General features: G+C 66.7%; 6 protein-coding genes and 1 pseudogene. 2 read left to right on the forward strand and 5 right to left on the reverse strand.

Annotated features, from left to right (window positions below):
- Window positions 1-515, forward strand: a pseudogene (locus QZZ29_RS11300) (hypothetical protein); the annotation flags it as partial.
- A gap of 776 nt (window positions 516-1291) precedes the next feature.
- Here the strand turns inward: QZZ29_RS11300 and QZZ29_RS11305 are convergent.
- Entirely contained in the window at window positions 1292-1732 is a 441-nt protein-coding gene (locus QZZ29_RS11305) for a hypothetical protein (RefSeq protein WP_291383360.1), read from the reverse strand.
- A gap of 623 nt (window positions 1733-2355) precedes the next feature.
- On the opposite strand from QZZ29_RS11305, the gene QZZ29_RS11310 reads away from it, so the two are divergent.
- Complete coding sequence (locus tag QZZ29_RS11310; protein WP_291383362.1) at window positions 2356-2556, forward strand: hypothetical protein; 201 nt, start codon at window positions 2356-2358, stop codon at window positions 2554-2556.
- Window positions 2557-2622: 66 nt separating this feature from the next.
- On the opposite strand, the gene pheT is transcribed toward QZZ29_RS11310, so the two are convergent.
- The 4 genes from pheT to QZZ29_RS11330 form a co-directional block, all read right to left on the reverse strand.
- A complete protein-coding gene (gene pheT, locus QZZ29_RS11315; RefSeq protein WP_291383364.1) occupies window positions 2623-5244 on the reverse strand; it encodes a phenylalanine--tRNA ligase subunit beta in 2622 nt (873 codons plus the stop codon).
- Between the two features lie 3 nt (window positions 5245-5247).
- Entirely contained in the window at window positions 5248-6387 is a 1140-nt protein-coding gene (gene pheS, locus QZZ29_RS11320; RefSeq protein ID WP_291383365.1) for a phenylalanine--tRNA ligase subunit alpha, read from the reverse strand.
- A gap of 181 nt (window positions 6388-6568) precedes the next feature.
- On the reverse strand, window positions 6569-7039 hold the full coding sequence (locus tag QZZ29_RS11325) for a hypothetical protein (RefSeq protein ID WP_291383367.1): 471 nt from the start codon (window positions 7037-7039) through the stop codon (window positions 6569-6571).
- 45 nt (window positions 7040-7084) lie between these two features.
- Window positions 7085-8452 carry a diguanylate cyclase gene (locus tag QZZ29_RS11330; RefSeq protein ID WP_291383369.1) on the reverse strand — a complete coding sequence of 456 codons (1368 nt, stop codon included), beginning with the start codon at window positions 8450-8452 and terminating at the stop codon, window positions 7085-7087.
- Window positions 8453-8571: the final 119 nt, after the last annotated feature.

Below are 8571 nucleotides of genomic sequence, written 5' to 3' on the forward strand. Positions count from 1 at the left end.
AAATCACCTTCACCCGATCCCGCGCCAACCACTCCAACGACGGCGCTCACGTCGAACAGAAGAACTGGACCCACGTGCGCGAACTCGTCGGCTACCACCGCTACGACACCCCACCAGAGCTCGCCCTGCTGAACGAGATCTGGGAACTCGACCGGGTGTTCACGAACTACCTACTACCGCAGCAGAAGCTCGTGTTCAAGCAGCGCAACGGAGCGAAAGTGACCAAACGGTACGACACGGCGACCACCCCGCACCAGCGCGCCATCGCCCGCGAAGACATACGGAAGATGCCGATCATCAGGATGAACGCGGAGTTCAAGAGAGTCCACCCCGCGGCCCAGTCCCGGCAAATCCTCGCGCTCACCGGCCGGCTCGAAACCCTCGCGCTGGCCAAGAAACCCGCCACCGTCAAACCGGCAGGTCGCCGCGGGCGCTGTGACGCTCCGCGGAGTCGGGCGGATCCAATGCGGCGGTCGTGGGCGCCCGGTGCACGCCGACTGATGTCGGCGACTTGAGCACCCCAATTTAGTTGCTATGCGGCTCAAGTCAGCAAGACACCTGGCTCTTCGCGAGTGCGAAACACAACCTCCTCAATTGCCTGCGCCCGTGCGCGCACCACACGGCGGCTTTCTCGGCGGGCGGAACTCATCACAGCTCCACGCAGAACCGAATGGACTATGCCTGGGAACTCGCGCGCCGTTGAGTGCATCCGGTACATCCGCCGCCAGCAAGACGTTCGACCACCTCAACGAAGAATCGCCACCACGCTGCGTCACTGCGGTCCGTTGGTGAATGGGGCTGGCGACGGATGTCTCCACAACACTCGCGAAAAGGAGAGATTCTTTGTCCACTTTGTGCCGACGCCGGACATTCCCTTGTCGGAGGACGACCTGCCGGGCGGGACGCGCGAAGCGCCCAACGAATTGGACCACAGCGATTGTGGTCGGCGCCGTGGGACACACGATGAATTGACACAGGAGGACGAGTTCATGCGAAGCACACATTCCAGTTCCGGCCCCAGGGGCGCGCTTGCCGCGCTCATCGTGGCGATCGCAAGCGTCGGAATCCTTGGCTTCGCGCCGCCCGATGCGAGCGCGAGCCCTACACCAAGTACGGGCTTGCTGCCGAGTCCGAGTTACGCAGACGCCGTCGCCTCTGGGGACTGGCTTCCAACTCCGGGAGGTCTTACATTCAAATCCTGCGTTCACGAGGTTCCGGACGACGCCGTAGTGTCAATCGCTGACAGGACCGTTGTCTCCGATGGAGTGACTACGAAGATCCCTGCCTGCCCCTACTCTGCAGTCGTCCCGTATCCGGTGACGGCGACTTCAGGCGCAGTGTCCGACGCACCGAGCACGTCCGCACTTGCCACATCACCGGTTCCTCTTCCGAGCGGCTGGTGGCTCTCAAGTTGGTGGTCCACGACATCGCAAATCACTAGTCTCTCGGCGGACTGGACTGTGCCAGCAAATCCGACATCCAACGGCGGGACGATCTTCCTCTTTCCGTCCGTCGAGTCGACCGGCGGCACGTGGATAGTGCAGCCCGTCCTGCAGTGGGGAAGCAGTGCCGCTGGCGGAGGCAACTCATGGAACCTTGCCTCGTGGTATGTCGGGCAAGGAACTTCCCTCCACACAGCCCTCCTATCGACCTCGGCGGGGCACGTTCTCCACGGCAATATGAGCAGGAGCGGCGGCTCGTCAAGTTCGTGGACCATCAAGGCCACGGACACGACCACGGGGTACTACAGGACCCTCGGTGCGAGTACCAGTGCGACGTCCTGGCCGCTGGCTCAGGGCGGGGTCTTGGAGGTCTACAACGTGTCCTACTGCAGCCAGTTGCCGAACACCACAGCTGTCCATTTCACCAACGTCAATGTGGCGACGACACCTTCGGCGTCTCCTAGCTTCACGGGGGTTGTGGGTTCATCGTCATGTAGTGGCAGCGTTCATGTTTCGAGTACCTACACGTACCTGTGGTGGACACCATAGGACGCCCGTACTATGGGCGTATCGTAATTTGGGCGCAGTTCCATGCTGAAACCAGTGCCCTTTGACCGGCTGGCGCTGGCTTCTAGTTTGCGGCGCTCCTGACAGGCGGAGCCACTCCGTCGGCCAGCAGTTTGGGAATAGGAGGATCACACTCTTGGGTACGAGACCACACGTAGTCATATCGGCCGTTGGAGGCACAGCATTCCTCGCTTTGACGCTCGCTGGTTGCACGCACACGTCACCTACACCCCCGGTGGATCCAACGTACGTCGACTTCACGAGCGCGGCGCAGAGTGGCGCCCCCGTCGTCGTTGAGATCCCAGTCGGCGGGGGGATTGAGGTTTTCGGTTCAGGCACCTCCAACATGGAACCGAAGAACTGGAATGTGGAGATCACGGATCCGAGGGTTCTCGCATTCCTACCGGCGGACTTCTCGGGCCGAGTCGCCCGTCTACCGATGCTGAAGGGTCTCAAGCCGGGCGAGAGCACCGCCGTCGTCACCTACACCGGTGGTGCTAGCCCCGAGAGCGTCACTTACGACGTTACCGTCGGAAATGGTTCTTGACCAGCCTATTCTCTTCACGATGATCGGGGAACTGTCGTCTCGCCGTGCCGATGCACGGGATCCCACCTACCTGAGCACCGCGCCTAACTGACCAGTCGCCGCCGCAATGACAGCCTCGCGCACCGAAAGCACGTCTTCGGCAGTCAGCGTGTGATCCGCAGCGCGCATCCGCACGTTGACCGCCATCGACTTGTGACCGGCCTCGACCTGGGCGCCCGCGTAGACGTCGAATACTCGGACGTCTTCAACAAGCGATCCCCCGGCCTCGCGCACCACAGAAACCAGCGCACCAGCAGTCACCGCAGCAGGGACCACAAAAGCGAAGTCCTCCTTGGCCACCACCTGCTGGCTCACCGCCTCCGCAGCCACCAGCACGCCCTCGGTGAACGCGATGATCGGGTCCAGCAGCACCTGGAACGCGACCGACCGGGCCGGGAGGCCCAGCGTCTCGCAGACCTTGGGGTGCAGCTCGCCCGCGTGCGCGCACGGCGTGCCGTCCGGTAGAGCAAAGACAGCAGCACGGCCAGGGTGCCACGGCGCATAGGAGTCGGCGCGGCGCGTCAGGGAAACCCCTGCGGCAGCCGCGACCGTCTCCACCAGCGCCAAAGCGTCGGACCACTCCCACGCCGCCGCGGGCTGGTTCCAGCCCGCGGGCACGCGCGAACCAGTCATCACTCCAGCAACCATCCGCAGCTGCTCCGGGAGCGCCGCATCCAGGTCAGCAAGCTCGGCGTCAGTGACAGAGCCATCAACGGCTGGCAGCCCCGCCACGCCGGTCCCGGTGTCCAAATAACCTCGGCCCACCTCGAACACGGCCACGTCCTGCGCACCGCGCCCCAGGTTGACGCGCACGGCGTCGAACAGCGTGAACAGCACGCGCGGGCGCAGTACGGCGCGCTCGGCGGCCAGCGGGTTCGCCAGGCGCACCAGCTTGCGGCGCTTGTCATCGGCAGGCACCAGGCACTCGTCCAGCCGCTCGGGCGCCATGAACGGGTACGTCAACACCTCGGTGAGGCCAGCGTCGGCCAATGACCTGGCCACAGAACGGCGCACCTTCTGGCCGTGCGTCAGCCCGCGCCCAGGCGGGGCGACCGGCAGCACCGACGGCATCTCCGCATAGCCGCGCAGTCGCGCCACCTCCTCGACAAGAGTCACGGGGGCGTCCAGATCCGGGCGCCACGTGGGCGGTGCCACCGCGAGCTCATCGCCCAGGCGCGTCACGTGGCAGCCGATGGCCTCAAGGGAAGCCACCACCTCGTCGGCCGGGAAATCCATGCCCACGATGCGCGACGGAAAGTCGATCTCCATGGTGACCGGGTCGATTTCCGTCGTCTCCCCTGCGTCCGTGTAGACGTCCTCGATCTCGCCGCCGCCGAACTCCTGCATGAGCGCGAGCGCCCGCTGCACTGCCACCGGGGGCAGTGCCGAGTCCACGCCGCGCTCGAAGCGCCGCGACGCCTCGGAACCCAGCTTGTGACGCCTCGCCGTGCGCGCGATCGTGATCGCGTCGAAGTGTGCGGCCTCGAGCAGGATGTCCGTGGTCGCTTCCGAGATCTCGGTGTCCAGGCCGCCCATCACGCCCGCCATGCCGATGGCCCGCTTGCCGTGGCCCCCGACGGAGTCGGTGATCAGCAGGTCCTCGGGGTCCAGGGCGCGGGTCGCGTCGTCGAGCGTCACGAGCGTTTCCGCTGTTCCATCAACACCGGCCGACGCCCGACGCACCACGATCGGCGCCGTGAGCTTGCCGAGGTCGTAGGCGTGCAGGGGCTGGCCCAGCTCGAGCATCACGTAGTTGGTGACGTCCACCGCGAGCGAGATGGGGCGCATGCCCGACTGCTCCAGGCGGCGCTTCATCCACGCGGGGCTGGGCGCGCCCGGGTTGAAGCCGCGCAAGGCGCGGGCCACGAAGCGGTCGCAGCCCACGGTGCCGCGAATCGGCGCCGCGTCCTCGAGGAGCACGGGGAACGCTGCATCGGACGCGGTCCCCGACACGGCCATCGCCGCCGGATCCGTGAACGCCGCGCCCGTCGAGTGCGAGTACTCCCGCGCGATTCCCCTGATGGAGAAGCAATACCCGCGATCGGGGGTGATGGTGACCTCGATGGTCTTCTCATCCAGCCCCAGCAGCGCGATGGCGTCCTGCCCAGGCGCGAGGGCGTCGGCGTCGTACCCCAGGTCCTCGGAGGCGCCCGAAGGCGACGCCAGCACGATGATGCCGGTGTGGTCGTCCCCCAGCGCCAACTCCTTGGCGGAGCAGATCATGCCGTCGGACCAGTGCCCGTACGTCTTGCGCCCGCCGATGGGGAACGGGCCGGGCAGCACGCCGCCGGGCAGAATGCACGCCACCCAGTCGCCCTCCACGAAGTTGTGGGCGCCGCAGACGATGCCGCGGCTGGGCGGGAAGGTGTCGTTGTGGTCGGGCTTGTGGCCTCGCACGAGACCATCCTGACCTGGCGGGTCGTTGTGGTCGCCGACGTCCACGCGGCAGTAGTTGATCGTCTTGCCGTTGGACTGCTCTTCCTTGAGGATCGACAGGACGCGGCCGACGACGAGGGGGCCGGACACGGCGCCGCCGTGAATGCCCTCCTCCTCGAGCCCCACCTTCACCAGTGCGGCGGCGACCGCCTCGGGCGCGGGGTCAACAAGATCGACGTACTCGGCCAGCCACTTCAGCGGAATCTTGGGCATGACTCAGACCTCCATTCCGAACTGCTGCGAGAAGCGCACATCGCCCTCGACCATGTCGCGCATGTCCTTGACGCCGTGGCGGAACATGAGCGTCCGCTCGATGCCCATGCCAAAGGCGAAGGCGGTGTACTCGTCGGGGTCGATCCCGGCGGCGCGCAGCACGTTCGGGTGCGTCATGCCGCAGCCGCCCCACTCGATCCAGCCGGTGCCCCTGCACGTGCGGCACGAGGTGTCGCCGCCGTCGCAGATGAAGCAGCGCAGGTCCATCTCCGCGCTCGGCTCCGTGAACGGGAAGTACGACGGGCGCAGTCGCGTCACGGCGTCGGGCCCAAAGAGGGCGCGCGCCAAATGATCCAGCGTGCCCTTGAGGTTCGCCATCGTCAGCCCGCGATCCACGGCCAGGCCCTCGATCTGGTGGAACACCGGCGTGTGGGTCGCGTCCAACTCGTCCGTGCGGAACGTCTTGCCTGGGCAGATCACGTAGATGCCGCGGCCCTCGTTCACCAGGGCGTCCTTGCGCTCGAGTGCCGCGCGAATCTGCACGGGCGACGTGTGGGTGCGCAGCACGACGCCGGACGTGGGAGTCTCCCCCGCCTGGCCACCCAACCCGGCCCCAGCGTCGTCCGTCTCCCGCGCGGCCACAAAGAACGTGTCCTGCATGGCGCGGGCGGGGTGATCGGGGTCGAAGTTGAGGGCGTCGAAGTTGAACCACTCGGCCTCGACCTCCGGCCCCTCGGCCACCTCCCAGCCCATACCTACGAAGATGTCGCACATGGTCTCCTGGAGCGTCTCCAGGGGGTGCCTGGCGCCCAGGGGCGCCCGCAGCACGGGAAGCGTGACGTCCACGGCCTCCTCGACCAGCACCCGCGCGTCGCGCTCCGCCTCAAGCACCTCGGTGCGGGCGGCCAGCGCCCGGCCGATCGACGCGCGCGCCCCGCCCAGCAGCTTGCCCGCCGTGGCCTTGTCGGGCCCGGCCAACGCACCGATGCCACGGTTGGCGAGCGTCAGCGGCGCCTTGTCGCCCGTGTGAGCCAGGCGCGCCTCCTTGAGCTCGTCCAGGGTGGTCGCGGCGTCGAACGCGCTGATCGCAGCGGCGACGGCCGCCTCAACGCCGTCGGCGTCGAGCGGATGAAGATCAGACATGGAAAACCCCTCGAATGGGTGGAAGGCTCGGCCAGAAGTCTATCGACGGCGCAGGGCGGGACGGTCAACGGCTCACGAGGCGGTGACACGCCCGGGTCTGCGGCGCGCGGGATCAGGCCCGGCGGTCCTCGCCGGGCCTAGCTAAAGTAGCGGGCCGTGCTCACGGGCACCATGGTAGCGGCTACGTGTTGTCCGAGAGCAGCGCTGCCAGGGCGACCGTCGCGATGAACGCCGCCACCGTGTTCACCAGCGGCAACGCGATGCGCAGCGCACGCGGCATCTTGGGGTTCTTGACCACCGGGATGCCCATGAAGAACACGATGAGAGCCACGGGCACCATGAACCACGCCGTGACGATCAGCAGGAACGGCGCGAACATCGCGATCCGCTCCGGCAATCCCACGTGGGCGCCCAGCCGGTGGACCTCGACTCCCTGCCAGCGGAAGCGCTGGAAGCCGGGGAAGTAGCCCTTGACCTCAAGACGACCCTCGCCGCCGTTGCGTAGCGGGATGAACCATCCGCCCCGCACCGGCCTGGCCCGCTCGCCATTGATGAGGACCTTGGAGACGACACCGAGGGTGCCGTCGATCTCGACCTTGGGCTTGGCGCCCTGGAGTTCGAGCACCACACGGTTGCTGGAAGTGTCGGTCACGGCGTCGAGGCTACCAGGGGTGTCGCTGGCGCCCCTCACGCGTCGCTAGGTGTGCGGCGCAAGGGCGTAGGTGTAGCCCTTGGCTACCCCCTTGCCGCGCACCAGCGCCCTGTCGGCCGACGCGATGAGCACGCCCACGTCATCGCCCACCACGTCCGTGGTTGCGAAACCTGCCGTCACGCCCAAATCGAATCGCCCGGGGAAGAGCGCTGCCAGCGCGTCGGACGTGCCCGCACGGATCCGCTCAACCACGCCCTCCGCGTCGTCATCGGGAACCAGCAGCAGCACCAGCAGGAACTCGTCACCTCCCCACCTTGCCGCCAGGTCACCCGCCCGAATCTCCTGCATCACATGCGCGCCGACGGTCCTCAACGCGCGGTCGCCCTCGCCATGTCCCAGGTCATCGTTGACGCTCTTGAAGTCATCCAGATCCATCATCACAAATGCCGCGCGGGCCTCGGTGCGGTCGGCGAATCGCAGCATCGATTCGGCGGCGGCATCCACGTGGCGCCGGTTGTACAGACCCGTCAGCGCGTCGCGTTCCGCGCCGTGGCGAAGGTCCATCATCGGGCGCCACATGCGCACCAACACATAGCCCAACACCACCGTGAGGATTATCAGCCCACCCGTCACCAGGTTCAGGGTTTCCCGCAATCGGCCGAAACCTCCATTGAGGCCCGCGGCCGACGCACGCACCTCCACCACCCAGTCCACCCCGTGATCGTCCAAGGACCTCACGACCGTCGTGTCATCGCCGCCGGAGCCAAGCTCGGCCAACGCCTCGTCGACGTCGTTGGAAGGCTGCTGCTGGGGTGCGACAACGTCGCCCTCGGCCGCCTGGCGCTCCGCCACCGGGACGATGGTCCGCTGCCCCGGTGCCGCGATGACGGCGCCATCGCTTGCCAGCACAAAGATCGCTCCATCGGAACCGGTCGGCAGAGTCGACAGCGACTCCTGCAACGGCCCGATGGCAAGGTCTGCGGCCACCACCATGGTGACGGTGCCCTTCGGGTCCCTCGTGGCGAGCGAAGCGCGCACCACGTCGTGGCCCGAGACGGCGTCCGCAACGGGGCCGCTCCAGGCCAAGGCGAACGTGGCGATCGCGGCCAGATACGCCTCGGTTCGCGTGGTTCCGAAGGCAAGGCCGGACGAGCGCTCGGACACGGCGTTGAGGTCAGCGTCGTAGTCGGTCTCGATGCGCGTCGCTACGGTGCCGTCGCCGTAATGCACCACATAGCCCTGATAGCCGCCAAACTGCTCATCTGGGTGTCGGAGTTCGACAAACTCGCCGTTCGGGTAGGTGACAGACAGCGCATCGACCGACTCATTGTTCTCCAGCTCGGATCTCAACACCTTGAGCAGCTCGGAGGCGACGAGCTCGGCCCCTCGCACAAAGCGAGTGGTGTCGCGCACGGCGTGGTCGACGCTCCTGAGCGAGTTCAGCACCCGCTCTTGCGAGACGTCTGCAAGGTACTCAATTGGCCCTGACCCCGTTCAGTGGACACGGGGTTATGCGGCTTCTTGAAAGTCCG

The sequence above is a fragment of the Demequina sp. genome (assembly GCF_016278765.1).
Lineage (GTDB): Bacteria > Actinomycetota > Actinomycetes > Actinomycetales > Demequinaceae > Demequina.